General features: G+C 69.2%; 22 protein-coding genes. 3 read left to right on the top strand and 19 right to left on the bottom strand.

The annotated features are described in order from the left end of the window. Window positions 1–28: 28 nt before the first annotated feature. From Q3A80_RS18955 to Q3A80_RS18945, 3 genes are read right to left on the bottom strand one after another with little or no spacing between them, the layout of a single operon-like run. Window positions 29–1,165, bottom strand: coding sequence for an acyl-CoA dehydrogenase family protein (locus Q3A80_RS18955; RefSeq protein ID WP_446330456.1), 1,137 nt, complete (start codon window positions 1,163–1,165; stop codon window positions 29–31). A 14-nt stretch (window positions 1,166–1,179) separates the two neighbouring features. Further along, window positions 1,180–2,385 (bottom strand): acyl-CoA dehydrogenase family protein, encoded by a 1,206-nt coding sequence (locus Q3A80_RS18950; RefSeq protein WP_446330455.1) that lies wholly within the window; start codon window positions 2,383–2,385, stop codon window positions 1,180–1,182. A 29-nt stretch (window positions 2,386–2,414) separates the two neighbouring features. Beyond that, window positions 2,415–4,550 (bottom strand): 3-hydroxyacyl-CoA dehydrogenase NAD-binding domain-containing protein, encoded by a 2,136-nt coding sequence (locus tag Q3A80_RS18945; RefSeq protein WP_446330454.1) that lies wholly within the window; start codon window positions 4,548–4,550, stop codon window positions 2,415–2,417. Between the two features lie 251 nt (window positions 4,551–4,801). On the opposite strand from Q3A80_RS18945, the gene Q3A80_RS18940 reads away from it, so the two are divergent. Together Q3A80_RS18940 and ggt are read left to right on the top strand one after the other, a co-directional pair. Further along, the gene (locus Q3A80_RS18940) at window positions 4,802–5,764 is read left to right on the top strand and encodes a LysR family transcriptional regulator (RefSeq protein WP_446330453.1); all 963 of its coding nucleotides are present in this window, start codon (window positions 4,802–4,804) and stop codon (window positions 5,762–5,764) included. Window positions 5,765–5,822: 58 nt separating this feature from the next. Then, window positions 5,823–7,706, top strand: coding sequence for a gamma-glutamyltransferase (gene ggt, locus Q3A80_RS18935; protein ID WP_446330452.1), 1,884 nt, complete (start codon window positions 5,823–5,825; stop codon window positions 7,704–7,706). Between the two features lie 48 nt (window positions 7,707–7,754). On the opposite strand, the gene Q3A80_RS18930 is transcribed toward ggt, so the two are convergent. From Q3A80_RS18930 to Q3A80_RS18905, 6 genes are all read right to left on the bottom strand, one after another. Beyond that, entirely contained in the window at window positions 7,755–8,720 is a 966-nt protein-coding gene (locus Q3A80_RS18930; RefSeq protein WP_446330451.1) for an ABC transporter permease subunit, read from the bottom strand. Then, window positions 8,720–9,517, bottom strand: a complete 798-nt coding sequence (locus tag Q3A80_RS18925) for a taurine ABC transporter ATP-binding protein (RefSeq protein ID WP_446330450.1) — start codon at window positions 9,515–9,517, stop codon at window positions 8,720–8,722. Before Q3A80_RS18925 ends, Q3A80_RS18930 begins: the two co-directional genes overlap by 1 nt. 49 nt (window positions 9,518–9,566) lie before the next feature. Then, window positions 9,567–10,583 (bottom strand): taurine ABC transporter substrate-binding protein, encoded by a 1,017-nt coding sequence (tauA, locus tag Q3A80_RS18920; RefSeq protein WP_446330449.1) that lies wholly within the window; start codon window positions 10,581–10,583, stop codon window positions 9,567–9,569. 257 nt (window positions 10,584–10,840) lie between these two features. Beyond that, entirely contained in the window at window positions 10,841–11,833 is a 993-nt protein-coding gene (lipA, locus tag Q3A80_RS18915; protein WP_107311207.1) for a lipoyl synthase, read from the bottom strand. Continuing rightward, entirely contained in the window at window positions 11,826–12,581 is a 756-nt protein-coding gene (lipB, locus tag Q3A80_RS18910) for a lipoyl(octanoyl) transferase LipB (RefSeq protein WP_446330448.1), read from the bottom strand. Before lipB ends, lipA begins: the two co-directional genes overlap by 8 nt. Window positions 12,582–12,665: 84 nt before the next feature. After that, the gene (locus Q3A80_RS18905; RefSeq protein WP_446330447.1) at window positions 12,666–12,992 is read right to left on the bottom strand and encodes a DUF2917 domain-containing protein; all 327 of its coding nucleotides are present in this window, start codon (window positions 12,990–12,992) and stop codon (window positions 12,666–12,668) included. A 102-nt stretch (window positions 12,993–13,094) separates the two neighbouring features. Here Q3A80_RS18905 and Q3A80_RS18900 point away from each other — a divergent pair, with 102 nt between their 5' ends. Further along, complete coding sequence (locus Q3A80_RS18900; protein WP_446330446.1) at window positions 13,095–14,069, top strand: transcriptional regulator GcvA; 975 nt, start codon at window positions 13,095–13,097, stop codon at window positions 14,067–14,069. Here the strand turns inward: Q3A80_RS18900 and Q3A80_RS18895 are convergent. The 10 genes from Q3A80_RS18895 to Q3A80_RS18850 all read right to left on the bottom strand — a co-directional run bounded on the left by Q3A80_RS18895 (window position 14,053) and on the right by Q3A80_RS18850 (window position 23,216). Continuing rightward, the gene (locus Q3A80_RS18895) at window positions 14,053–14,361 is read right to left on the bottom strand and encodes an HP0495 family protein (protein ID WP_446330445.1); all 309 of its coding nucleotides are present in this window, start codon (window positions 14,359–14,361) and stop codon (window positions 14,053–14,055) included. The genes Q3A80_RS18900 and Q3A80_RS18895 overlap by 17 nt on opposite strands. Then, the gene (locus Q3A80_RS18890; RefSeq protein WP_446330444.1) at window positions 14,361–15,287 is read right to left on the bottom strand and encodes a D-amino acid aminotransferase; all 927 of its coding nucleotides are present in this window, start codon (window positions 15,285–15,287) and stop codon (window positions 14,361–14,363) included. Before Q3A80_RS18890 ends, Q3A80_RS18895 begins: the two co-directional genes overlap by 1 nt. Before the next feature lie 48 nt (window positions 15,288–15,335). Next, window positions 15,336–16,649: a D-alanyl-D-alanine carboxypeptidase family protein gene (locus Q3A80_RS18885; RefSeq protein ID WP_446330443.1), complete on the bottom strand. Its 1,314-nt coding sequence runs from the start codon at window positions 16,647–16,649 to the stop codon at window positions 15,336–15,338. 497 nt (window positions 16,650–17,146) lie between these two features. After that, entirely contained in the window at window positions 17,147–17,791 is a 645-nt protein-coding gene (locus Q3A80_RS18880) for an alpha/beta hydrolase (protein ID WP_446330442.1), read from the bottom strand. Between the two features lie 13 nt (window positions 17,792–17,804). After that, window positions 17,805–18,122: a (2Fe-2S) ferredoxin domain-containing protein gene (locus Q3A80_RS18875; protein WP_077219560.1), complete on the bottom strand. Its 318-nt coding sequence runs from the start codon at window positions 18,120–18,122 to the stop codon at window positions 17,805–17,807. 217 nt (window positions 18,123–18,339) lie between these two features. Continuing rightward, complete coding sequence (locus Q3A80_RS18870; protein ID WP_446330441.1) at window positions 18,340–19,491, bottom strand: VanZ family protein; 1,152 nt, start codon at window positions 19,489–19,491, stop codon at window positions 18,340–18,342. Window positions 19,492–19,510: 19 nt separating this feature from the next. After that, window positions 19,511–20,134, bottom strand: coding sequence for an ABC-type transport auxiliary lipoprotein family protein (locus tag Q3A80_RS18865; protein WP_446330440.1), 624 nt, complete (start codon window positions 20,132–20,134; stop codon window positions 19,511–19,513). Window positions 20,135–20,223: 89 nt separating this feature from the next. After that, window positions 20,224–21,159, bottom strand: a complete 936-nt coding sequence (locus Q3A80_RS18860; RefSeq protein WP_446330439.1) for an MlaD family protein — start codon at window positions 21,157–21,159, stop codon at window positions 20,224–20,226. A 27-nt stretch (window positions 21,160–21,186) separates the two neighbouring features. Further along, window positions 21,187–22,095, bottom strand: a complete 909-nt coding sequence (locus Q3A80_RS18855; RefSeq protein ID WP_446330438.1) for an ABC transporter ATP-binding protein — start codon at window positions 22,093–22,095, stop codon at window positions 21,187–21,189. Beyond that, a complete protein-coding gene (locus tag Q3A80_RS18850; RefSeq protein ID WP_446330437.1) occupies window positions 22,092–23,216 on the bottom strand; it encodes an MlaE family ABC transporter permease in 1,125 nt (374 codons plus the stop codon). Before Q3A80_RS18850 ends, Q3A80_RS18855 begins: the two co-directional genes overlap by 4 nt. Window positions 23,217–23,229 lie beyond the last annotated feature (13 nt).

The raw sequence follows: 23,229 nt of genomic DNA, 5'->3' as shown, positions 1-23,229 counted from the left end.
CTTGTCTCCTCCATTCGCGTGTCCGCTTTTACTGTTTCGACAGCGCGATGTAGCGCGCGAGATGGTGATCTTCATCGCCGAGCTGGTGATCGATCATCACGAGGCGCTTCGCGTAGTGCGACAGCGGCAACTCCCACGTCATCCCGATCCCGCCGTGCAGCTGGATGCTCTCCTCGGCGACGAGCGTGCCGATCCGGCCGATGCTGTATTTCGCGGCCGCGAGCGCGCGTTCGCGCACCGCGCGCGGCGCGTCGAGCTGGGCGGCCGCGTTGATCACCGCCGAGCGCGCCTGCTCGACTTCGAGCAGCAGGTCGGCCATCCGGTGCTGCAGCGCCTGGAAGCTGCCGATCGGCAACCCGAACTGCTTGCGTGTGCGCAGGTACTCGAGCGTGTGCTCCTTCGCGACGTCCATCGCGCCGAGCGCTTCCGCCGACAGTGCGAGCAGCCCGTAGCCGAGCACGCGTTCGAGCAGCTCGGCGCCCGCTTCGCCGTCGTGTGAGCCGAGCGCCGCCTCGGCCGGCAGCGCGACGCGCGCGAAGCGCATCTCCGCCGCGCGGCCGCCGTCGATCTTCCGGTAGTCGCGCAGCGACACGCCCGGCGCATCGGCCGGCACGACGAACAGGCCGATGCCGGCCGCGTCGTCGTCGCGACCCGACACGCGCGCGCTGACGACCAAGAACGCGGCCTGCGCGGCCTGGTCGACGACACCCTTCGCGCCCGTCAGCACCCAGCCGTCTCCCGAACGTTCGGCGCGCGTACGCACGGTCGTCAGTTCGTAGTGCGAGCCCGGCTCGTCGTGCGCGAACGCGGCGCTCGCGCTGCCGTCGATCAGCGCGGCAAGGCGCGCGCGATGCGCGTCGCCGCCGGCGAGCGCGAGCGCACGGCCCGCCAGCAGCGCGCCGAGGAACGGCTCGACGACGAGCCCGCGCCCGAGACATTCGAACACCACCGCGATGTCGAAGCCCGCGCCGCCGAAGCCGCCGTCCGCTTCGGAAAACAGCGCGCCGACCGCGCCGAGCTCGGCGAAGCGCCGCCACATCGTGCGGTCGAAGCCTTCGGCCGACTGCGCGATGCGGTCGCGCACCGGGAACGCATACTGTTCGGCGATGAAGCGGTTCAACGTGTCCGCCAGCATCCGCCGGTCTTCCGTGTGCTGAAAATCCATCGTCGCGTTCCTCGTTACAGCCCGAGCATCATCTTCGCGATGATGTTCTTCTGGATCTCGTTCGAGCCGCCGAAGATCGACAGCTTGCGGTTGTTGAAGTACTGCTGCGCGGCACTCGCGGCTTCTTCCGGGCCGACCGGTTCGCCGCCGCCGTCCGCGGGGTCGGCGTCGAGCGCGTCTTCGATGAACGGCAGCGCATACGGCCCCATCGCGCGGCGCATCAGCGCAGTGATTTCCTGGCGGATCTGCGTGCCGCGGATCTTCAGCATCGAGCTTTCCGCGCCCGGCACGCCGCCGCCGGCGACCGCGGCCAGCACGCGCAGGTTGGTCGTGCGCATGTTCTCGAGCTCGATCTCGACGCGCGCGATGCGCGCCGCGAAGAACGGATCGTCCGCGAGCGGGCGGCCGTTCTTCGTGACCTTCGCGGCGACCGCGCGCAGCCGTTCGAGCGCGGCCGTCGAAAAGCCGATTCCCGCGATGTTGGTGCGCTCGTACGTGAGCAGGTATTTCGCGTAGGTCCAGCCGCGGTTCTCTTCGCCGACGAGGTTCTCCACCGGCACGCGCACGTCGGTGAAGAACACCTCGTTCACTTCGTGCTCGCCGTCGAGCGTGATGATCGGGCGCACGTCGACGCCCGGCGTGTTCATGTCGACGAGCAGGAAGCTGATGCCCTCCTGCTTGCGCACGTCGGTCGCGGTGCGCACGAGGCAGAAGATCATGTTCGCGTAGTGGCCGAGCGTGGTCCACGTCTTCTGGCCGTTCACGACGTAGTGTTCGCCGTCGCGTACCGCGCTCGTCTTCACCGACGCGAGATCGGAGCCGGCGCCCGGTTCCGAATAACCCTGGCACCACCAGTCGGTGCCGTCGAGAATGCGCGGCAGCCAATGACGCTTCTGCGCTTCGCTGCCGTACTTGATCAGCACCGGGCCGAGCATGTTCACGCCGAACGGCACGATGCGCGGCGCGCCGGCGAGCGCGCATTCGTTGTCGAACAGGAACTTCTGCGCGACGCTCCAGCCGGGGCCGCCGTACTCGCGCGGCCAGTGGCTCGCGAGCCAGCCGCGCGCATTCAGGATTGCATGCCATTCGCGCATGTCGTCGCGCGTCAGGTGGAGGCCGCCCTTCACCTTGCGCGCGATGCGCGCCGGCAGTTCGGCGGCGAGGAAGCGCTGCACGTCGGCGCGGAACGCTTCCTCTTCGGGAGTGAAATTCAGATCCATCGTAGGTCCGTTGCGAATGCGGTGGGCGTTCAGTCGACGTGGTTCAGGCTCGCGAAGTTCGCGCCGCGCTCGACCAGCTCGACGATGAGCGGCGACGGCTTCCAGAACAGCGGATCCTCCTGCGCGAATGCGCGGATGTCGGCGAGCACGTTCGCGAGGCCGACCGTGTCCGCGTAGTGCATCGGGCCGCCGCGATAGCGCGGGAACCCGTAGCCGTACAGGAACACCGCGTCGACGTCGAGCGGGCGCAGCGCGATCTTCTCGTGCACGACGTTCGCGCCTTCGTTGACCATCGCGGCGAGGTAGCGGCGCAGGATCTCGTCGTCGGTGAACGCGCGCGGCGTGACGCCCTTCTTCGCACGTTCTTCCGCGACGATCGCGTCGACTTCCGGGTCCGGCGTGCCGACGCGCGCACCGTCCGGATACAGGTAGTAGCCGCGCCCCGTCTTCTGGCCGAACCAGCCGCGCTCGCACAACCGGTCCGAAATCTCCACGTAGCGCGCGCGCGGGTCGCGCGTTGCCGCACGGCGCTTGCGGGTCGCCCAGCCGATGTCGCCGCCGGCGAGGTCGACGACCTGGAACGGCCCCATCGGGAAGCCGAATTCGCGCACCGCGCGATCGATCTGGTACGGCGATGCGCCGTCTTCCATCAGGTAGTCGGCCGCAGTGCGGTAGACGGCGAGGATCCGGTTGCCGATGAAGCCGTCGCACACGCCGGCGCGCACCGGCGTCTTCTTCATCTGCTTCGCGAGCGCGAACGCGGTCGCGACGACGTCCGCGCCGACGCGCGCCGGCACGACGATCTCGAGCAGCTTCATCACGTTGGCCGGCGAGAAGAAATGCAGGCCGATCACGTCGGCCGGCCGGTCGATGCTGGCGGCCAGCTCGTCGATGTCGAGATACGACGTGTTGGTCGCGAGCACCGCGCCCGGCTTGCACACGCGGGCGAGTTCCGCGAATACGGCCTTCTTCACGGTCATGTCCTCGAACACGGCCTCGATCACGACGTCGGCCTGCGCGAGCGCGTCGTACGACGTGCTGCCCTTGAAGCGCGCGAGCCGCGCCGCGTGCGCGGCCGGCGTCATCCGGCCCTTCGCGACGAGCGCGTCGTACACCTTCTCGACATGCGCGCGGCCGCGCGCGAGCGACGCGTCGTCGCGCTCGATCATCGTCACCGGCAGCCCGGCGTCGAGCGCCGCGACCGCGATGCCCGCGCCCATCGTGCCGCCGCCGACCACGCCGATCCGCTCGACCGGCCGCGCGCTCGCGCGGCGCGCCTCGGGCGCCTTCGCGGCTTCGCGTTCCGCGAAGAACGCGTGCACGAGGCCCGCGCGCTGCGGGCTGTCGATGCATTGCAGGAACAGGCTGCGTTCGAGCTTCATCCCCGCGTCGAACGGCAGCGTGAGCGCGGCCTCGACCGCATCGACGATCTTCGCCGGCGAGAACAGCCCGCGCGATTTCTTCGGCAGCTCGGCGCGCGCCGCATCGATCGCGGCCTGCGCGGCCGCGCGATCGGCGAGCCCCTGCGCATCGCGCGTGCGCCGCGCCGGCGCGCCGAGCGACACGAGTTCCTGCGCGTACGCGAGCCCTTCGGCGAGCGTGTCGTCGCTGTGCGCGACGCGATCGACGAGGCCGAGCGCGAGCGCTTCGTCGGCGCTCGCGTGGCGGCCGGTCAGCATCAGGTCGAGCGCGGCCTTCGCGCCGATCAGGCGCGGCGTGCGCTGCGTGCCGCCCGCGCCGGGCAGCAGGCCGAGCGTCACTTCGGGCAGCCCGAGCTTCGCGCCGGGCACCGCGAGCCGGTAATGCGCGGCGAGCGCGACCTCGAGGCCGCCGCCGAGCGTCGCGCCGTGCAGCGCGACCACGACCGGCTTCGCGCTCGATTCGATCCGCTCGCACACGTCGGGCAGCGACGGCGGCACCGGCGGCTTGCCGAATTCGCGGATGTCGGCGCCCGCGATGAAGTTGCGGCCGGCGCCGACGATCAGCACCGCGCGGATCGCGTCGTCGGCCTGCGCGGCGTCGAGTGCGTCGGCGAGGCCGCGCCGCACATCGGCGGACAGCGCGTTGACGGGCGGATGGTCGATCGTGACGACGAGCACCTTGTCGCGCCGTTCGCGCGTGACGGTCGTGGTCGCCGAGGTTGCGGGGGAAGCGGGTGAATTCATCGTGTCTCCAGTGCGGTGCGCCGGGCGGACGGGACCGGTCGCCGGGGCCGGCCGGCGGCGCCGGCTCCCGGGCATGGTGCCGCGCGGCGGGAAACGATCCGGCGTGGTTGCCGGGCATGACTCGATTCTCGATTGATCGAGATTCATTGACAATTCCCGCCAGCCTTTACAAGCTGTCAAGTCCGACTTGACATTGAATGATCCCGGGCCGCTTCACGCCATTAAACGGGACGGATCAGGAGACACCCCGCATGGACCTGAACGCGCTGACGCTGCTCGTCGAGATCCTCGACGCCGGCAACCTGAGCAAGGCCGCGCAGCGGCTCAAGATGAGCCGCGCGAACGTCAGCTACCGGCTGAACCAGCTCGAACGCTCGATCGGCCAGCAGCTCGTGCGCCGCACCACGCGCCGCATTGAGCCGACCGAGATCGGACTGAAGCTGTACGAGCACGGCCGGCGCATCCGCAACGAGCTGCTGGCCGCGCAGGAATCGGTGACGACGCTCGGCCAGGACCTGCAGGGTCGCGTGCGGCTGTCGGTGCCGAGCGGCTACGGGCAGATGGTGATGTCCGAGTGGCTGCTCGCGTTCAAGCGGCTGCATCCGGGCATCGTGCTCGACGTCGTGTTCGAGAATCGTGTGGAAGACCTGATGCGCGACGAAGTCGACATCGCGATCCGCGTGATGTCTGAGCCGCCGCAGAACCTCGTCGCGCGCGACATGGGCGCGGTGCGCTACGTCGCGTGCGCGTCGCCGGCGTTCGCGGCCGAGCACGGGATGCCCCCGAGCCTCGGCGCGCTGGCCGCCGCGCCGGTCGTCACCGCGACGGTGCTGGGCCGGCAGCTGCGGATCGCCGCGTATCTCGGCGACGAGCGCCACGAGGTGCTGCTCGAACCCACGCTGATTTCTGAGAACTTCCTGTTCCTGCGCCAGGCGATCCTCGCCGGGATCGGCGTCGGCATCGTGCCCGACTACGTGATGCAGGACGACATGCGGCGCGGCGCCGTCGTCACGTCGCTCGACGCGTACCGGCTGAGCATCTTCGGCACGCACATGTACATGCTGTACATGCCGAACCGGCACCACACGCGCGCGACCGCGACGTTCATAGAGTTCATCCTCGAACAGGCCGGAAAGACCGGCCGCGGCGGGCCCGGCGGGATGCGTCAGGGTTTCCTGTCTGATGACAACCCGCCGGCCGCGCGGCGACAATAGCGCGCCGCGTGCGCACGGCGCCGCCGCCTCCTTCGAATTCACCGTTGCCGAGGGTTCAATGTTCGACCGGATTCGTCCGCATTCGCGTCCCTGGACGCCCGTCGCCACGCTCGCGTTCGTCGCGCTCGTCACGTTCAGCGCCGGCTGCACGTCGCCGTCCGCGCCATCGAACGCCGTCGTCCCGGTCGCCGCCGCGTCGGGCGCCGCGGTGCCGCTGCCCGGCGTTCACGCGCCCGAGCTGTCGTCCGGCTGGACCGACAAGCCGGGCTGGACGTCGCAGCGCTTCATGATCGCGGCCGCGAACCCGCTCGCGACGCAGGCCGGCTACGAGATGCTGAAGGGCGGCGGCACCGCGATCGACGCGGCGATCGCGACGCAGATGGTGCTCGCGCTGGTCGAGCCGCAATCGTCGGGAATCGGCGGCGGCGCGTTCATGCTGTACTTCGACGGCACCGCGACGCAGGCATACGACGGCCGCGAAACCGCGCCGGCCGCCGCGACCGAGCGGCTGTTCTACGGCCCGACCGGGCAGCCGATGAACTTCTACGAAGCTGTCGTCGGCGGCCGTTCGGTCGGCACGCCGGGCGTGCTGCGGATGCTCGACGCCGCGCACCGCGCGCACGGCAAGCTGCCGTGGCGGCGGCTGTTCCAGCCGGCGATCCGGCTGGCGGAGCACGGCTTCGCGATCAGCCCGCGCCTCGCGATGCTGATCGCGAACGACAAGTACCTGATGAACGACGCGGCCGCGCGCGCGTACTTCTACAACAAGGACGGCACGCCGAAGGCGGCCGGCACCGTGCTGAAGAACCCCGCGCTCGCGACCGTGCTGCGCCAGGTCGCCGACCGCGGCGCGAACGCGTTCTATACCGGCGCGATCGCGCGCGACATCGTCGCGAAGGTGCGCAAGCACCCGACCAATCCGGGCCTGCTGTCGCTGCAGGATCTCGCGCGCTACAAGGCGAAGGTGCGTGCGCCGCTGTGCACCGGCTACCGGCGCTCGGTGGTGTGCGGAATGCCGCCGCCGTCGTCGGGCGGCCTCGCGATCGCGCAGATGCTCGGCATCCTCGAGGCGATGCCCGACTGGCAGCAGATCGGTGCGCAGAAGCCGGTGCGCAACGAGGTCGGCTACGAGCCGACGCCGTTCGCCGCGCACCTGTTCAGCGAGGCCGGGCGCCTCGCGTATGCGGACCGCGCGCGCTACGTCGCCGATCCGGATTTCGCGCCGCTGCCGGGCGGCAGCTGGGCGAGCCTCACCGACAAGACCTATCTCGCGCAGCGTGCGCGCCTGATCGGCGACACCAGCATGGGCGTCGCGCAAGCCGGCACGCCGCAGGGCGCGACGCTCGCGCTCGCCGACGACCGCAGCGCCGAATTGCCGTCGACGTCCGACATCGCGATCGTCGACCGTTACGGCCAGGCGCTGTCGATGACGACCAGCGTCGAGGATGCGTTCGGCTCGCGGCTGATGGTGCGCGGCTTCATGCTGAACAACCAGTTGACCGATTTCTCGTTCGTGTCGAGCGACAACGGCCGGCCGGTCGCGAACCGCGTGCAGCCCGGCAAGCGGCCGCGCTCGGCGATGTCGCCGGAACTCGTGTTCGATCAGAAGACGAAGCAGGTGACGATGATCGTCGGTTCGGCCGGCGGCCCCGCGATCATCAACCACGTCGCGAAGACGATGATCGGCGTGCTCGACTGGGGGATGACGATGCAGCAGGCGATCGCGCTGCCGAACTTCGGGTCGATGAACGGGCCGACGCAGCTCGAGCGCGGCCGCGTGTCCGATGCGCTCGTCGACGGGCTGAAGGGACGCGGGCACGACGTGAAGGTCGTCGAGATGAACTCGGGCGTGCAGGGAATCCAGCGGCTGAACGTGCAGGGGCAGACGGTGTGGTTCGGTGGGGCCGATCCGCGCAGGGAAGGGGTGGCGATGGGGGATTGACCGACGCTCGCGGGCAGCAGACGGCGCGCGTGCGCCGCCTGCTTCAGGTCACCCCCGCCCCTTCCACGGCACCACCCGCCGCTCGACCCACCGCATCGCGAGATCGAACAGCCACGCGATCGCGCCGATGATCAGAATCCCCATCACGACGATATCGGTACGCAGGAAGCTCGACGCATTCAGCACCATCTGCCCGAGCCCGGCCGTCGCGGCGACCATCTCGGCCGCGACGAGCGTCGTCCAGCCGAACCCGATCGCGATCCGCAGCCCGGTGAGGATTTCCGGCAGCGCGGCCGGCAGCACGACATGGCGCACGATCTGCGCAAAGCTGCCGCCGAGCGAATACGCGGCGTTGATCTGCTCGACCGTCGCCGCGCGCACGCCTGCGCGCGCCGCCATCGCGATCGGCGCGAAGCACGCGAGGAAGATCACGACCAGCTTCGCCGTTTCATCGATGCCGAACCAGATCACGACGAGCGGCAGGTATGCGAGCGGCGGCAGCGGCCGGTAGAACTCCAGCAGCGGATCGAGCACGCCGCGTGCGATGCGGCTTACACCCATCAGGATGCCGGCCGGCACGCCGATCGCGGTCGCGAACAGGAACGCGCCGAACACGCGCGCGGCGCTCCACAACAAGTGCTCGGACAACGGCAGCCCGCCCTGGATGCGGCCGTGCGATGCATCGACGAACGCGGTCCACACCGCTTCTGGGGCGGGCAGGAACAGCGGCGGCAACCACTGCAGATGCGTCGCGACCCACCACAGCGCGGCCAGCACCGCGACCGTCGCGGCGCTCAGCGCGGCCGTCTTCCCCTGCCCCGGCAGCCGGTAGCGGTTCGACGAACGGGCCGGACGCGCTGCGTCGCGTCGTTGTGTAGCGTGATCAACCTGCCCGAACCGCGCGGTCGCTCGTTCGGCCGCCCACGAATCCTGCGTGCTCATGTCGTCCTGCCTGTGCAATGTACTGATCCGGCCACGCCCGACGGACGCACCCTGCCTCGCGAACTCGTGCATCACGCGGTCTCCGCGACGGCCTCGTCGCGATGCAGATACGCGATCAGCCGCTCACGCCACGCGATGAATTCCGGCGACGACTTCACCGCGCGCGCATCGCGAGATTCGACGTAACGCCGCGCGAACGGCAGCTCGAACGTTTCCGCGATGCGGCCGGGGCCCGGCGTCATCACGACCAGCCGCGTCGCGAGGAACAACGCCTCCTCGACGTCGTGCGTGATGAAGAACACCGTCTTGCCGGTGCGCGCCCACACGTCGAGCACGAGCGCCTGCATCGTGCCGCGCGTCAGCGCGTCGAGCGCGCCCATCGGCTCGTCCATCAACAGCACGCGCGGATCGCTCGCGAGTGCGCGGGCAATGCCGACGCGCTGCTGCATCCCGCCCGACAGTTCATACACGCGCGCATGCGCATGACGCTCGAGCCCGACGAGCGCGAGCATTTCTGTTGCTCGCGCTTCACGCTCCGCCTTCGCTGCGCGTGCGAAGCGCAGCCCGAGCGCGACGTTCTCGAGCACGTCGAGCCACGGCAGCAATGCGTACTTCTGGAACACGACGCCGCGATCGGCGCCGGGGCCGGTGACGGGCACGCCGTCGACGCGCACGTCGCCCGTCGTCGGCGCGACGAAGCCGGCCATGCAGTTCAGCAGCGTCGTCTTGCCGCAACCGGACGCACCGAGCGCGACGACGAATTCACCGGACTCGATGCGCAGGTCGACGCGCGCGAGCGCCTGCGTCGTCGGCCGGCCGCGCTCGCCCGGATAGGCGACCGATACCTGACGGACTTCGAGCGTGCTCATGATCGAAAGGCTCCGCGATGAGTTGGCCGAGTTGCGTGAATTCCCGCGCTCAGCGCGCGGCCTTCTGCACGAACTGCGGATCGACGCCGACCGAATAGTCGGCGAGCACCGTCTGGATCGTGCCTTGCTTTTTCAGGAACGCGGCGGTGGCCGCGAGCGACTTCGCGGCGCCCGATTGCGCACCGCCGCCGAGCCACGTCGGCGACGCCTGCTCGGCGGGCGTCGGGAACGCGTACAGCGCGAGGCTCGCGGGCACGTCCTGCGCGTTCGCGCCCGACACCTTCGCGACCGCCGCGACCTGCGGCGAGCCGACTTTCCACGCCGCCGCGTGCGCGCGGTAGTCGGCGTCTGCCGCCGCGAGCACCTTCACGAAGCGCGCGACGAACTCGGGGTTCTCGCGCGCGAACTTGCGGCTCACGACGAAGCCGTCGAAGGTCGCCTTGCCACTTTCTTTCGCAACCTGGCCCGACGTCGTCAGCACGGTGCCCGACTGCTTGACCTTCGCGAGCACCGGATCCCAGATGTAGGTCGCATCGATGTCGCCGCGCGTCCATGCGGCCGCGACTTCGGGCGGACGCAGGTTGACGATCTTCACGTCGTTCGGATTCACGCCGGCTGCCTGCAGCGCGACGAGCGTATGGAAGTGCGACGTCGACACGAACGGCACGCCGATCTTCCTGCCCTTCAGCGCGGCGATGCTGGTCACGCCCGAGCCGTTGCGCGCGACGAGCGCCTCCGCGTCGTTGATGTTGTCGAGCACCCAGAACAGCGAGATGTCGAGCCCCTGCGACAGGCCGGCCGCGATCGGGCTGGAGCCGGCCTCGCCGAGCTGCACGGAGCCCGACGCGAGCGCGCGGATCACGTCGGCGCCGCTGTCGAGCTTGCGGAACGTGACCTTGTAGCCGGTCGCCTTCTCGACTTCACCGCTTGCCTGCGCGTAGCGCCACGGCACGACCATGTCCTGGTACGCGATCACGACCTCGCGCGATTCGGCGTGCGCCGCGCCGAGCGCGGCAAAGGCGGTCAGCGCGACGACGGCGCGGCGGATGAAGCTGAAACGGGACATGCGGCTCTCCTTCGAAATGCGGGCATTGCTGCGGGAGAGCCGACTTTACGAGCTTTGCGCGCGGCGGGAGCGAACTTATCCTGCGAAGCTATCGACGCCGTTTCGGCTTTGCTTTCCACGTTCGATTGGATCGCGCGTCCGGTCGGGTGACGATTGTCGTGCGCGGGCGCGGGCGGCGGCCGCGCCAACGAAAAAGCCCGCATCGCTGCGGGCTTTGTTCGACTGCACGACTGCTGCAGAACCGGGGAATGCGGCGCTCAGACCACCCCTGCCCCATGCGCCTGCAAATCGGCGTGATAGCTCGAGCGCACCATCGCGCCGACGGCCGCGTGCGTGAAGCCCATCTTGTACGCCTCTTCCTCGTACATCTTGAACGTGTCCGGATGCACGTACGCACGCACCGGCAGGTGGTGCTCGGACGGCTGCAGGTACTGGCCGATCGTCAGCATGTCGACGTCGTGCGCGCGCAGGTCGCGCATCACCTGCAGGATTTCCTCTTCGGTCTCGCCGAGGCCGACCATCAGGCCCGACTTCGTCGCGACGTCCGGATGCAGCGCCTTGAAGTCCTTCAGCAGCTTCAGCGAGTGCGCATAGTCCGAACCCGGGCGCGCTTCCTTGTACAGGCGCGGCACCGTTTCGAGGTTGTGGTTCATCACGTCGGGCGGCGCCGCGTTCAGGATCGAGATCGCGCGGTCGAGACGGCCGCGGAAGTCCGGTGTCAGGATCTCGATGCGCGTATCCGGCGACTGCTCGCGCACTTCGCGGATGCACTCGACGAAGTGGGCCGCGCCGCCGTCGCGCAGGTCGTCGCGGTCGACGCTCGTGATCACCACGTACTTCAGCTTGAGTGCTGCGATCGTGCGCGCGAGGTTCTTCGGTTCGTCCGCGTCGAGCGGATCGGGACGGCCATGGCCGACGTCGCAGAACGGGCAGCGGCGCGTGCACTTGTCGCCCATGATCATGAACGTCGCGGTGCCCTTGCCGAAGCATTCGCCGATGTTCGGGCAGCTCGCTTCCTCGCACACGGTGTGCAGGTTGTGCTCGCGCAGGATCGTCTTGATCTCGTTGAAACGCGAGCTGCCGGTGGCCGCCTTCACGCGGATCCACTCCGGCTTCTTCAGCTTCTCGATCGGAATGACCTTGATCGGGATGCGCGCCGTCTTCGCCTGCGCCTTCTGCTTGGCGGTCGGATCGTAGGCTGCGGTCGCGGCCGAATCGGCCGGTGCGGGGGAAGCGGTAACGTCAGTCATTCGAATGTTCCAGTGCCTGCGGCTTGTCGGCGGCCGCGGATGCGCCATCGAGGTTGGCAATCAGACGATCCACGAGCGTGTGGGCGACGTCGTTCCAGTCGGCGGCAACCTCGAGGCTCGCCATGTCGACGGTTTCCAGTCCGGCATAGCCGCACGGGTTGATCGCAAGAAACGGGCGCAGATCCATCTTCACGTTCAGGCTCAGCCCGTGATAGCTGCAGCCGTTGCGGATCTTCAGGCCGAGGGCCGCGATCTTCGCGCCTTCGTGCGCGCCGGATGCGACGTAGATCCCGGGCGCGCCCGCCTTCCGGACCGAAGCGAGATTATACGCCGCGAGGGTTTCGATCACGGCCTCCTCGATCTTCGACACGAGCGTGCGCACCATCAGCTTGCGCCGGCGCAGGTCCAGCAGCAGATAGACGACGATCTGGCCGGGGCCGTGGTAAGTGATCTGGCCGCCGCGGTCGACCTTCACGAGCGGCACGCCGCTGTCGGCCACCAGCAGGTGGGCCGGGTCGCCGGCCTGGCCGAGCGTGTAGACGGGCGGATGCTCGACGACCCAGATTTCGTCGCCGGTGTCGGCCGTGCGCGTGTCGGTGAACGCGCGCATCGCGTCGAAGCTCGCCTGGTAAGCCTCGCTGCCGCGCCAGCGCACGGTGACCGGCACGACGGGCTCGACCGGAGACCCGGCAGGCGAGGCGGAAACAGCGACAGGCGTGGACACGATGGCAACCGGCGAGACGGACATGGGCGGTAGTTTACCGAAAACCCATGGGTCTCGCCGGGCATGGAAAAGGGACGGATGGACGCCATCCGTCGGAGGAAAGCCGCGTCAGACGGTGCGCCAGCCGTCGTGGACCAGCGCATTCAACCGCTCGCGCAGCCGCGCCAGCGCACCGCGCGCGACTTCCCGCGCGGGCCGCGACACCGAGAACGCGACGTGCGCGACCCGCCCGCTTTCCGCACTGAGCCACAGCCGCTCGCCGCGGCGCAGCTTCAGCGTCTCGCCGTCGACGAGGAAGTAGTCTTCGACGTCGTTGCTGCGCGTCGCCCATACCGGCCCGCATTGCACGGTCAGACGCGTGCTGCGTTGCACCTTCATCGGCACGGTCTCGCCCGCGGGGATTTCGAACGTGATGCTTGAAGAAATTTCTTGCATGATCGACTCCGCCAATAATTGCTCCGATGGCTACAATCGTAGTCACGCCAAGGCGCCCGACCAAACGACCAATTTTCACGTCGATGTGAGGAAAATTAGCAAATGGACCTCCGCCAGCTGCCTGCGCTGAATGCCATTCGCGCGTTCGAAGCCGCCGCCCGTCACGAGAATTTCTCCCGCGCCGCCGACGAGCTGTACGTCACGCACGGCGCGGTCAGCCACCAGGTGCGCGCGCTCGAGGAGGAGCTCGGCGTGCAGCTGTTCGCGCGCAACGGCAAGCGGCTCTGCCTGACCGACGCCGGCATGCGCTACGCGCAGCAGATCCGTGCCGCGCTGATGGTGATCGCCGACGCGACGCGCGAGGTGCGCGCGAGCGATCGCGGACGGCGGCTGGTGGTGTCGATGCTGTCGTCGTTCGCCGCGCGCTTCATCACGCCGCGCATCGGCACGTTCATCGAGCGGCATCCGGAAATCGACGTCGAGCTGCAGTCGACCAACTCGCTGACCGATTTCGCGCGCGACGACGTCGATCTCGCGATCCGCTTCGGTTCCGGCACGTACCCGGGCCTGCACGTCGAGCCGCTGTTCGAGGAGGTGTTCTTTCCGGCGTGCTCGCCGACGCTGAACGGCGGCAAGCTGCCGAAGACGCCAGCCGATCTCGTGCACTACAACCTGCTGCGCTCGGACGACGAGCTGTGGCGGCCGTGGTTCGACGCGGCCGGGCTCGATACGCTGACCGAGCCGAAACGGGGGATTCTGTATCAGGATTCGTCGAACCTGCTGCTGGCCGCGATCGACGGCCAGGGCATCGCGCTCGTGCGGCGCTCGCTCGCGGTGCACGACCTGCTGGACGGGCGCCTCGTGCGCCTGTTCGACATCGACGGGCAGAGCCCGTGGCACTATTTTTTCGTGTGCCCGCCGCCGCTCGTCAACACGCCGCGCGTGCAGGCGTTCAGGACGTGGATTCTGGAGGAAGTCGCGGAATTCAGGAAGCTGTGCGACGAACTGGATGCGCGGCGCGCGGCGGGGAACGCCCCCGCCGAGCACGCGCAGGAAGGACTCAGAGCACGACCTTGACCATCGGATGGCCGGTCAGTGCGCGGTAGATGTCGTCGAGTTGCGCCTGGCTCGTCGCGCGCACGGTGATCGTGAGGCCGGTGTAGTTGCCGCCGCTCGATGCACGCTCTTCGATCTTCTCGACGTCGATCTCGTTGTCGTGGACGGCCACGACCTTGAAGATCGTGTCCTTGAACTCCGGGTGCGCCTTGCCCATGATCTTGATCGGGAAGTCGCACGGAAACTCCAGCAGCGACTCCTTCCGGGCATCGATCGCGCCGGTGACCTCGATGGTTTTGGTCGGTTCGCTCATCACTTTCTCCGGGTTAGGTCAAACTGTTCAAACTCGCGTGCCTTCGCACGCTGGTACGCGTCGTACAACGCCGCGAACACGGGGCCCGGCTTGCCGCCCTGCACGGGCAGATCGTCGAGCGACGTGACCGGAAGGATTTCCTTCGTGGCCGACGTGATCATGATCTCGTCCGCGGAGCGCAGCTCGACCTCGCTGATCTCGCGCGCGACGAACGGAATCCCGCACTCGTCGGCCAGCTGCTCGACCAGCGCGTAGCGGATCCCTTCGAGGATCCGGTTGCTGCGCGGCGGCGCGAACAGTTCGCCGTTCTTCACGACCCACACGTTCGACGACGACCCTTCCGTCACGTTGTCGTCGCGCAACTGGATCGTCTCGAACGCGTCGCGTTCGGCCGCATGCTGCGCCATCAGTACGTTGCCGAGCAGCGAAATCGACTTGATGTCGCAATGCAGCCAGCGGCGATCCTCGGCCGTCACGCAGCGCACGCCCTGTGCGCGCTCCTCCGCCGACGGCAGGCGCAGCGGGCTCGTCATCGCGAACACCGTCGGCACCGCGTTCGCCGGGAATGCGTGACCGCGCTTCGCGACGCCGCGCGTGACCTGCAGGTAGACGAGCGCGTTGGCATCGACGAGACCTTCCGCGTTCGCGGCGACCACGCGCTCGATCAGCGCACGCCAGCCGGCCGCGTCGTGCGGGTTGTCGATGCCGATCTTCTTCAGGCTGCGCGCGAGCCGGTCGAGATGCTGTTCGATCCGGAACGGCACGTGCGCGCCGTCGTGCGCATAAACGGGGACGACTTCATACACGCCATCGCCGAAGATGAACCCGCGGTCGAGCACCGGGACACGGGCTTGCGACAGCGGCACCAGCTCCTCCTGCGACGACACGCTGAGGTAGACGATCGGTTCGAATTCGGCTTGGCTCATGGCTATACCAGATGGGGATGAAGTCGTGAAAACAAAGGCCCGTCGCGCTTACTTCTTCTTGCTGAACATCAGCAGGATCGAGTCCCAGATACGTCCGAAGATACCCGCTTCCGGCACCGCCTGCAGCGCGACGACCGGGAACTCCGACAGCGTCTTGCCGTCGGCGACGATCTTCACGGTGCCGACCTGCTGGCCTTCCGCGAGCGGCGCGATCAGCGGCGCGTTCACGTCGACTTCCGTCTTGACCTTGTCGCCCAGGCCGCGCGGCACCGTCACCCACTGGTCGCCCTTCACGCCGACCTGCACGGTGTTCTCCTTGCCCTTGTAGATGCGCGGCGTCGACATCGCCTGGCCGGCCTTGAACAGGCGCACCGCGTCGAACGCGCTGTAGCCGTAGTTCAGCATCTTCATGCTGTCCTGCGTGCGGTCGTTTTCCTTCGGCTCGCCCATCATCACCGACACGAGGCGGCGCTGGCCTTCGACGCCCGGGGTCGCGCGCTTCGCCGACGCGATCAGGCAGAAGCCGGCCGCCTGCGTATGGCCCGTCTTCAGGCCGTCGACCGTCGGATCCAGCCACAGCAGCCGGTTGCGGTTGCCCTGGCGGATGTTGTTGTACTTGAATTCCTTCTCCGAGAAGATGCCGTAGTACTGCGGGAAATCGCGGATCAGGTGCGCGGACAGCTTCGCGAGGTCGCCGGCCGTCGTGTAGTGGTTCGGGTCGGGCATGCCGTTCACGTCGGCGAAGTGCGTGCCCTTCATGCCGAGGCGCGCCGCCTCGTCGTTCATCATCGTGACGAACTGCCCTTCGCTGCCGCCGACGAGTTCGGCCAGCGCGATCGCGGCGTCGTTGCCCGACTGGATGATCATCCCGTACACGAGGTCGTGCACCGACACCGGCTTGTTCGCCTCGATGAACATGCGCGACTCGTCGCGGCCGACGCGGCGCACGGCCTCGCTCGGCGTGACGATCTGCTCCATCGAGATCTTCTTCTTGTCGAGCGCCTCGAACACCAGGTAGGCCGTCATCAGCTTCGTCAGCGACGCGGGCTCGACGCGTTCGTCGGCGTTGCCCGATGCGAGCACCGTGTTGCTCGTCGCATCGACGAGCACCCACGAGCGCGCGTTCACGCCCGGCGGCGGCACGGCGCCCGGCATGAAGGTCGCGGGTGCGCCGGTGGACTGCTCGGCGGCGGCCGGCGCCGCATGCGCGGCACGGGCCTTGGCAGCGGGCTTCGCCTCGGCGACGACGATCGTCGACGCGAGCGCGACGGGCAGCATCACGCCCAGCGCGACGTTGCGCGCGGCGGTGCCGAAGGCGATGGAAGAAGCGAGGGACTTGAGGCCTTGGGGAGACAGACGCATGATCGATTCAGGCTGGTGGCAGAAAGTGCGGCGCGAAACGCGCAGGGGTTGAACGGCAAGGCGGCGGGCGTTCCGGCATGCGTCCGACTGCGTCGGACGGCGCGAAACGCGCCGGTTGGACTCGTGCGGACGCGTTCGGTTCGCGGCCGTCGCGAGCGGGCGGACAGGCGGCGAAACGAGCGCCGCATGGGCCCAGCCGGGCCGCGGGCGACGCGAAATGCGGCCATTATACGTGGCCGCGAACGGCGTTTTCGCGAACCGTGCGCGCCATCGCCGCGCGCAGGCTTCGAGAGGATAGCGCGGCTTCGTTGCGGTGAATCGCGGTCGAAGCCGCGCGAAAGGCGCGCGCAGGCGCCGTGCAAGTCGCGCCGTGCAGGCCGGCTCGTCGTGCGCGAGCGCATCGGTGCGAGCGCGTTCGAAATCGTGCGACGCGATGTCGCGCGAGCGCGCGGCATCGCAGCCGTGCGGCAGCGGCGCCGCACGACGGCTTCAGCGCGTCAACGCCACGCGTCGACGATGATGCGCTTCAGCACGTGCAGCTTGCGATGGAAGAAATGCTCGGCGCCGGGGATCACGACGACCGGCAGCTCCTGCGGCCGCGCCCAGTCGTAGACCGATCCGATCGGCACCGTGTCGTCGGTTTCGCCGTGGATCACGAGCGTGTTCTCGGGCACGTCCGCGACCTGCCAGCGGCTCGCGGCCGTGCCGACGAACACCATCCGCTCGATCGGCTCGCCCGCGTCGCGCAGCCGCTTCGCGACATGCGACAGCACGAACGTGCCGAACGAGAAGCCCGCGAGCACGAGCGGCAGGTCGGCATACGCCGGCTGCGCGCGCATGTACGCGAGCACCGCGAGCAGGTCGTCGGCCTCGCCGATGCCGTTGTCGTGCACGCCTTCGGTCGCGCCGACACCGCGGAAGTTGGAGCGATACACCACGTAGTCGAGCTGGACCAGCGTGCGCGCGAGCGTTTGCGCGACCTTGTTGTCCATCGTGCCGCCGAACAGCGGATGCGGGTGCGCGACGAGCGCGATCCCGCGCGGCGCGGCGCTGCCTTCGCGCACGGCGTCCGGCTGGTCGACCGCGATTTCGATCTGCCCGACCGGGCCGGCGATCAGCGACTTCTGCGTATGAACGTTCATTCGGGCCGCCCGCTCAGATCTTCAGGCGGTCGACGACCTTGCCGTCGCGCAGGTGCGATTCGACGATCTCGTCGATGTCGGCCTGGTCGACGTACGTGTACCACGTGCCTTCCGGGTACACGACCATCACCGGACCTTCCTCGCAGCGGTCGAGACAGCCGGCCTTGTTGATGCGAACCTTGCCGGGCCCCGCGAGACCGAGTTCCTTCACGCGCTTTTTCGCGTATTCCTGCATGGTCTGCGCATCGCATCGCGCGCAGCTCGGACGCTCGGCGCCCGGTTCGCGCTGGTTCAGGCAGAAGAAGACGTGGTGCTGGTAGTAGGAATCCATGATGATGGTGACGAGCGGCCCGGCACGCTGCCGGGCGGAAAGAGGGGCGATTGCCGTCGCGCGCGGCAACGGATGTGCGGACGATTATAACGACCGGCGCGCGCCGCTGCCGGGCCGCGCCGGCGAACGCGCCGCGGCCGGCACGCCGTGCGCTGTCCCGCCGTGCCACTGCCCGCTGTCCCGCTGTCCCGCTGTCCCGCTTTGCCCGCGGTTGGCGTCAGCGCCGCAGCGCGCGCGGCAGCCACGCATGCTCGACCCGCTGCCCGAGCCAGATCAGCGCCGCGTAGGGCCAGATCCATGCGAGCCAGCGCGCGATGCTGTTGAAGTGCACGTAGCGGCCCTGCCGCCAGCCGGACAGCGTGAAGTCGAAGAACGGATTGACGGGCAGCAGGTTGACCAGCGCGACGCCGGCCAGCAGCGCGACGGACGCGAGCATCGCGCGCCATGGCGCCGGCACGCGCAACGCGACCAGCGCCGCCGCGAAGCCGAGCTCGATGCCGAGCCGCGCGCCGGGCGTCGCCCACACGACGACGAGGCCGGTGCGCGACTGCATGAAGGTCGCGGCCGCCTTCAGCGCGAGCGTCGCCGCGACGAACGCGATCAAGAGGCGCACGCGCGGCGCGCTCGCGCGCATCGCGAGCGACGCGATCGCCAGCGCGGCGAACAGCATCAGCCCGCCGAGCGCGGCCTCCCACGCGGAGTCGGACAGCCAGCCGTCGACGCGCTCCGGCCATTCGCTGACGCGCCATGCGGCCGGCAGCCACGCGAGCAGCGCGTCCTGCATCGAACCGTCGGCGCGCTCCCACAGCGCGGCCGGCCAGTCGCCGATGCCGAACAGGAACGGGGAAGGAAACAGGATGGCGAACGGCCACAATGCGGCGAGCAGCAGCGGCGTCGCGCCGTCGGCTTCGAACCACGCGAAGCGCAGCCGCCGCAGCGCGCCGCGATCGAGCAGCGCGCCGGTGGCCGGGGCCGCGAGCGCGGCGCCGAGCAGCGCGCCGAGCGCGTTGGCGCCGAGATCGAGATTGGACGCGACGCGCGTCGGCAGATAAGTCTGCAGCGCCTCCATCGATCCCGACAGCAGCACGCCGAGGCCGCACACGATCAGCGTCGCGGCGACGCCGCGCCGGCGCGGATGCAGCGCGAGCACGCCGAGCGCACCGAACGGCATATAGCCGAGCACGTTGGTGACCACGTCGAACGCGGTCACATAGCGCTGCATCGGCGCGAACAGATAGTCGAACGGCCCGATGCCGACCGACATCCAGCCGTGGAACGGATACAGCGATGCATAGACGATGAGCGCCGCGTACGCGGCGAACGCCTGCCGCGCAAGCGCCGACGCGCGCGGCGTGCCCGGCGCGCTCATCGCGGCTGCGCCGGATGCGTCACGGGTTGCCCGCGTACGCCTGCACGCCGGCCCATGCGGCGATCTGCGACACCAGCTCGTCGCTCGCGGCCGCGAGCGCCCGCGCGCCGCCGGCCGCATCGGGCGTGCTCGACGGCGCGCGCGCGACGAACGTGCGCTGGCCGAGCACCTTGCCGTCCTGCATCAGCGTCGCGCGTGCGGTGACCGCGCCGTGGCTCTGCGACTGGCCGTCGAACACCTGCTCGAATTCGTTCAGGTCGACCTTCAGCGTCGGCGCGCGCACGCCGTCGGAGCCTTCGAGCACCGCGCCGCGCGACGATAGCGCGCCGCGCAGCCGCTGCGTGAGCAGTTGCGCGGGCGGCGCGGTCCAGCGGCTGTCGCGATAGACGGCCATGCGCTGCGCATCCGCATACGCGAGGCGGTAGACGAACTTGTCGGTATCGAGCGCCTCCGGCGCGGCGACGTCGAGCACCTTCAGCGCGGGGCCCGTGCCGGCGGTCACGACCGGCGCGGCCGGCCCGAGGTCGTAGCGGATGTTCGACAGCGCCGCGCTGTTGCCCGCGCAACCGGCGGCCAACACGAGCGTGAGCATCGCGAGCGCGGCCGCGGCCGGACGCAGCGCGCGATCAAGGATTCGTGGCATGACATGTTCCTGCATGTGGTTGACGGTTTCGATGGCGTGACGGCCCGGCCTCGTTGCGGGCCGCACGGCCGATGGGCGCGCGATCCGCGTCATTTGCCGGCCGCCGCGCCCGCGCCCGGCCAGACGAAGCCCGCTTCGCCGGGCCCGGGCGCGGAACCGGGCGAACCGAACAACAGACTGCTCGGATTGCGGCCGAGTTCACCGGCGACGTCCTTCAATTGCCGCGACGCATCGCCGACGTTGCCCGCCAGCGCGTTGAAACGCGGCAGCGTGTCGTACTGGACCCGCGCGTTCAGGTCGTTCAGCGCGACGCCGACCTGCTCGGCGGCCGTGCCGGCCTTGTTCAGGTTCGCGACCAGCGGCCCGTTCGGCTGCATCAACGTGTTCGCCGACGCCATCGTGCGATCGACCTGGCGCATCGTCTCCGGCAGCGCGGCGACCGCCGGCGCGAGCTGCTTCGACAGCGTCGCCGCGCCGTCCGCCGCGTGCTGCAGGCTTTCGGCCGTCGCGCGCAATTGCTCGCGCATCTCCGGCGACATCATCTCGTTCGCGCTTTTCGCCGCCTGCTCGAACTGCCGCAGCAGCACGTCGCCGCGCTCCTGGAGCTGGTCGAACAGGCTCGGGCGCATCGGGATCTGCGCGATCGCCTTCGGCGACGACGGCAGCGGCGCGAGGTCGCGGCCGGTATCCTCGAGCTGCACGAACGCGATGCCCGTCACGCCCTGGAAGCCGAGACTGCCGTAGGTCGACTGCGTGATCGGCGCATCGTGGTCGACGAGGATCCGGATGCGGATCTGGCCCGGATGCGTGCGGTCGAAGCCGATCGACTGCACCTTGCCGACGTCGAGGCCGCGAAAGCGCACGGCCGCATCGGGAAACAGCCCCGTCACGTTGGTGCGCGCGAGCAGGTCGTACGGCACGCGCACGGTGCGATCGACGTTGAACCAGAACACGGTGCCCGCGATCGCGAGCGTCAGTGCGATCGTGAACAGGCCGGCCCAGAACGCATGTGATTTGTTTTCCATTCGCGGATTCCTTGCTTCTTGCCTGGCTTACAACTCGACGCTCGACAGCGCCGGTTCGAGGGCCGCCTTCGGCAGCTTCGCGCGCCGCTCCGGGGGCAGCGCCTGCAGCGCGCGGCGCCCGCGCAGCCCCAGGAAATATTCGTGGATGAACGGATGGTCGACGTTCGCGGCTTCCTCGACGGGCGCGGCGACCAGCACCTTGCGGTCGGCCAGCACCGCGACGCGCGTCGACAGCGCGACCATCGTGTCGAGATCGTGCGTCACCATCACGACCGTCAGACCGAGCGTGCGGTGCAGCGTCGCGATCAGCTCGACGAACTCGTCGGACGCCTGCGGGTCGAGGCCGGCGGTCGGCTCGTCGAGGAACAGCAGCTCGGGCTCGAGCGCGATCGCGCGCGCGATGCCGACCCGCTTCACCATCCCGCCCGACAGCGCGGCCGGCATCTTCGATGCATGCTTGCACGGCAGCCCGACCATCTCGAGCTTCAGCATCACGATGTCGTGCAGCAGGTCGGGCGGCACGCGGCCGAGCTCGCGCAGCGGCTGCGCGACGTTGTCGAAGACCGTCATCGACGAGAACAGCGCGCCCTGCTGGAACAGCATCCCCGAGCGCGTGCGCATCATCCGCGCGGTCGCGGCGTCGATCTGCGACGTATCCTCGCCGAACACCTTGATCGTGCCCGACGTCGGCCGCTCGAGGCCGAGGATCTGCCGCACCAGCGTCGTCTTGCCGGAGCCCGAGCCGCCGACGATCGACACGATCTCGCCGCGCCGCACGTCGAAGTCGAGCTTCTGGTGAACGATGTTGCGCCCGTAGCGCTTCGTCAGGTTGCGCACCTCGATCACGAGGTCGTCGCCGGGCGCGGCCGCCGGCGTGCCGACCGCACCCGCGCTGATCGCCGCGGCGTGTGCGGCGGTTTCGTTCGACGCGCTCATCCGAGCCCCACGTTCTGGAACAGGATCGCGAACACCGCATCGGCGAGGATCACGACCGTGATCGACGTGACGACGGACGTGGTCGTGCCTTCGCCGAGGCTCTGCGAGTTCGCCTTGATGCGGAAGCCGAAATGGCAGGCGACCAGCGCGATCAGCATGCCGAACACGACGCCCTTGCCGATGCCGATGTACAGGTTCGCGATCGGCACGACGCCCGGCAGCGAACGCACGAAATAGTTGACGTCGATCCCGAGCACCAGCTTCGCGGCGAGCGCGCCGCCCGTCAGCGCGATGATGTTGGTCCACATCACGAGCAGCGGCATCGCGACGCCGAGCGCGAGCACGCGCGGCAGGATCAGCCGCAGCCCGTGCGGGATGCCCATCACGCGCATCGCGTCGAGTTCTTCGGTCACGCGCATCACGCCGATCTGCGCGGTGATCGCGGAGCCCGAGCGGCCCGCGACGAGGATCGCCGACAGCACCGGCCCCAGCTCGCGGATCACCGACAGCCCGAGGATGTTCACGATGTAGCGGTTCGCGCCGAACATCTGCAGCTGCTGCGCGGACAGGTAGCTGAGCACGATGCCGATCAGGAACGCGACCAGCGCGGTGATCGGCAGCGCCTGCGTGCCGGCGCTGTAGATGTTCGCCGAGGTTTCCTTCCACGGCATCGTCTTCGGGTGGCGCAGCACCGACAGCGCGTCGAGGATCACGAGGCCGAACATCGCGATGCCGCCCTGCAGGTGTTCGCCGAACGCGAAGATCCCCAGGCCGAGGCGCGTGACGGGATCGAAGCGCACGACGCGCTCGGGCGCCTCGCGCTGGCTGTCGAGGCGTTCGATCCGCTCGAAGATCGTGCGCTGCGTGGCGCTCAGCTCGACGCCGGCCGGCAGCTTGCGGCCCCACACGCGCCACAGCGCCTGGCCGCCGACGTGGTCGAGCCGCTCGATGCCGGACAGATCCCATGCGCTGACGCGCCCGGACGCGATGCCCGCGACGCGGCGCGCGACCGCGCCACGGTTGCGGGCGAGCGCGAGCGCGGTCCACTGGCCGTACAGGCGCACCGTCTGGCCCTGACCGCCGGCGTCGACCGACAGGCCGGGAGGAGTCTCGAAGTCCACGGGCGGGTTGTTT

The organism is Burkholderia sp. SR8 (assembly GCF_052851275.1).
Note: the sequence above shows the minus strand (reverse complement) of the source record. Positions and strands in the feature narration are given on the sequence as shown.

Excerpts from the sequence above, each read along its gene's own strand:
- Q3A80_RS18885 (WP_446330443.1), bottom strand. The coding sequence starts at position 16,649 with ATGCGTCTGTCTCCCCAAGGCCTCAAGTCCCTCGCTTCTTCCATCGCC.
- Q3A80_RS18860 (WP_446330439.1), bottom strand. The coding sequence starts at position 21,159 with ATGGAAAACAAATCACATGCGTTCTGGGCCGGCCTGTTCACGATCGCA.
- Q3A80_RS18865 (WP_446330440.1), bottom strand. The coding sequence starts at position 20,134 with ATGCCACGAATCCTTGATCGCGCGCTGCGTCCGGCCGCGGCCGCGCTC.
- Q3A80_RS18955 (WP_446330456.1), bottom strand. The coding sequence starts at position 1,165 with ATGGATTTTCAGCACACGGAAGACCGGCGGATGCTGGCGGACACGTTG.
- Q3A80_RS18870 (WP_446330441.1), bottom strand. The coding sequence starts at position 19,491 with ATGAGCGCGCCGGGCACGCCGCGCGCGTCGGCGCTTGCGCGGCAGGCG.
- Q3A80_RS18940 (WP_446330453.1), top strand. The coding sequence starts at position 4,802 with ATGGACCTGAACGCGCTGACGCTGCTCGTCGAGATCCTCGACGCCGGC.
- ggt (WP_446330452.1), top strand. The coding sequence starts at position 5,823 with ATGTTCGACCGGATTCGTCCGCATTCGCGTCCCTGGACGCCCGTCGCC.
- tauA (WP_446330449.1), bottom strand. The coding sequence starts at position 10,583 with ATGTCCCGTTTCAGCTTCATCCGCCGCGCCGTCGTCGCGCTGACCGCC.
- lipB (WP_446330448.1), bottom strand. The coding sequence starts at position 12,581 with ATGTCCGTCTCGCCGGTTGCCATCGTGTCCACGCCTGTCGCTGTTTCC.
- Q3A80_RS18945 (WP_446330454.1), bottom strand. The coding sequence starts at position 4,550 with ATGAATTCACCCGCTTCCCCCGCAACCTCGGCGACCACGACCGTCACG.
- Q3A80_RS18875 (WP_077219560.1), bottom strand. The coding sequence starts at position 18,122 with ATGGATTCCTACTACCAGCACCACGTCTTCTTCTGCCTGAACCAGCGC.
- Q3A80_RS18855 (WP_446330438.1), bottom strand. The coding sequence starts at position 22,095 with ATGAGCGCGTCGAACGAAACCGCCGCACACGCCGCGGCGATCAGCGCG.
- lipA (WP_107311207.1), bottom strand. The coding sequence starts at position 11,833 with ATGACTGACGTTACCGCTTCCCCCGCACCGGCCGATTCGGCCGCGACC.
- Q3A80_RS18930 (WP_446330451.1), bottom strand. The coding sequence starts at position 8,720 with ATGCACGAGTTCGCGAGGCAGGGTGCGTCCGTCGGGCGTGGCCGGATC.
- Q3A80_RS18905 (WP_446330447.1), bottom strand. The coding sequence starts at position 12,992 with ATGCAAGAAATTTCTTCAAGCATCACGTTCGAAATCCCCGCGGGCGAG.
- Q3A80_RS18925 (WP_446330450.1), bottom strand. The coding sequence starts at position 9,517 with ATGAGCACGCTCGAAGTCCGTCAGGTATCGGTCGCCTATCCGGGCGAG.
- Q3A80_RS18950 (WP_446330455.1), bottom strand. The coding sequence starts at position 2,385 with ATGGATCTGAATTTCACTCCCGAAGAGGAAGCGTTCCGCGCCGACGTG.
- Q3A80_RS18880 (WP_446330442.1), bottom strand. The coding sequence starts at position 17,791 with ATGAACGTTCATACGCAGAAGTCGCTGATCGCCGGCCCGGTCGGGCAG.
- Q3A80_RS18890 (WP_446330444.1), bottom strand. The coding sequence starts at position 15,287 with ATGAGCCAAGCCGAATTCGAACCGATCGTCTACCTCAGCGTGTCGTCG.
- Q3A80_RS18895 (WP_446330445.1), bottom strand. The coding sequence starts at position 14,361 with ATGAGCGAACCGACCAAAACCATCGAGGTCACCGGCGCGATCGATGCC.
- Q3A80_RS18900 (WP_446330446.1), top strand. The coding sequence starts at position 13,095 with ATGGACCTCCGCCAGCTGCCTGCGCTGAATGCCATTCGCGCGTTCGAA.